General features: G+C 59.9%; 1 protein-coding gene. It reads left to right on the top strand.

Features of this window, described 5'->3' with window-relative positions:
• The coding region (gene clpX, locus Aru02nite_RS36290; RefSeq protein ID WP_203665084.1) for an ATP-dependent Clp protease ATP-binding subunit ClpX at positions 1–955 on the top strand (955 nt) is incomplete at both ends.

Below are 955 nucleotides of genomic sequence, written 5' to 3' on the forward strand. Positions count from 1 at the left end.
GCGAGTTCCTCGATCAGTACGTGGTGGGTCAGGATTCGGCGAAGCGTGCGCTGTCGGTGGCGGTGTACAACCATTACAAGCGGATTCAGGCGGAGGGTTCGTCGCATCGGTCGGGTGGTGGTGATCCGGTCGAGTTGGCGAAGTCGAACATTCTGTTGATTGGTCCGACGGGGTGTGGGAAGACGCATCTGGCGCAGACGTTGGCTCGGTTGTTGAATGTTCCGTTCGCGATGGCGGATGCGACGGCGTTGACCGAGGCGGGGTATGTCGGTGAGGACGTCGAGAACATTTTGTTGAAGTTGATCCAGGCCGCGGATTATGACGTGAAGCGGGCGGAGACGGGGATCATCTACATCGACGAGATCGACAAGATCGCGCGGAAGTCGGAGAATCCGTCGATCACCCGGGATGTGTCGGGTGAGGGTGTGCAGCAGGCGTTGTTGAAGATCCTGGAGGGGACGACGGCGTCGGTGCCGCCGCAGGGTGGTCGGAAGCATCCGCATCAGGAGTTCATTCAGATCGATACGACGAATGTGTTGTTCATCTGTGGTGGTGCGTTCGCTGGTCTGGAGAAGATCATCGAGCAGCGGGTGGGGAAGAAGGGTCTGGGGTTCGGCGCTCAGTTGCACAGTAAGCAGGAGCGGTCGACCGATGACGTGTTCTCCGAGGTGATGCCGGAGGATCTGTTGAAGTTCGGGATGATTCCGGAGTTCAATGGGCGGTTGCCGGTGGTGACGAGTGTGCGGAATCTGGATCGGGATGCGTTGATCCGGATTTTGCGGCAGCCGAAGAACGCGCTGGTGAAGCAGTATGCGCGGTTGTTCGAGCTGGATGGTGTGGAGTTGGTGTTCGACGACGAGGCGTTGGCGGCGATCGCGGATCAGGCGATTTTGCGGGGGACCGGGGCGCGGGGGTTGCGGGCGATCATGGAAGAGGTTCTGCAGCCGGTGATGTA

It is taken from the genome of Actinocatenispora rupis, from assembly GCF_016861975.1.
Lineage (GTDB): Bacteria > Actinomycetota > Actinomycetes > Mycobacteriales > Micromonosporaceae > Actinocatenispora > Actinocatenispora rupis.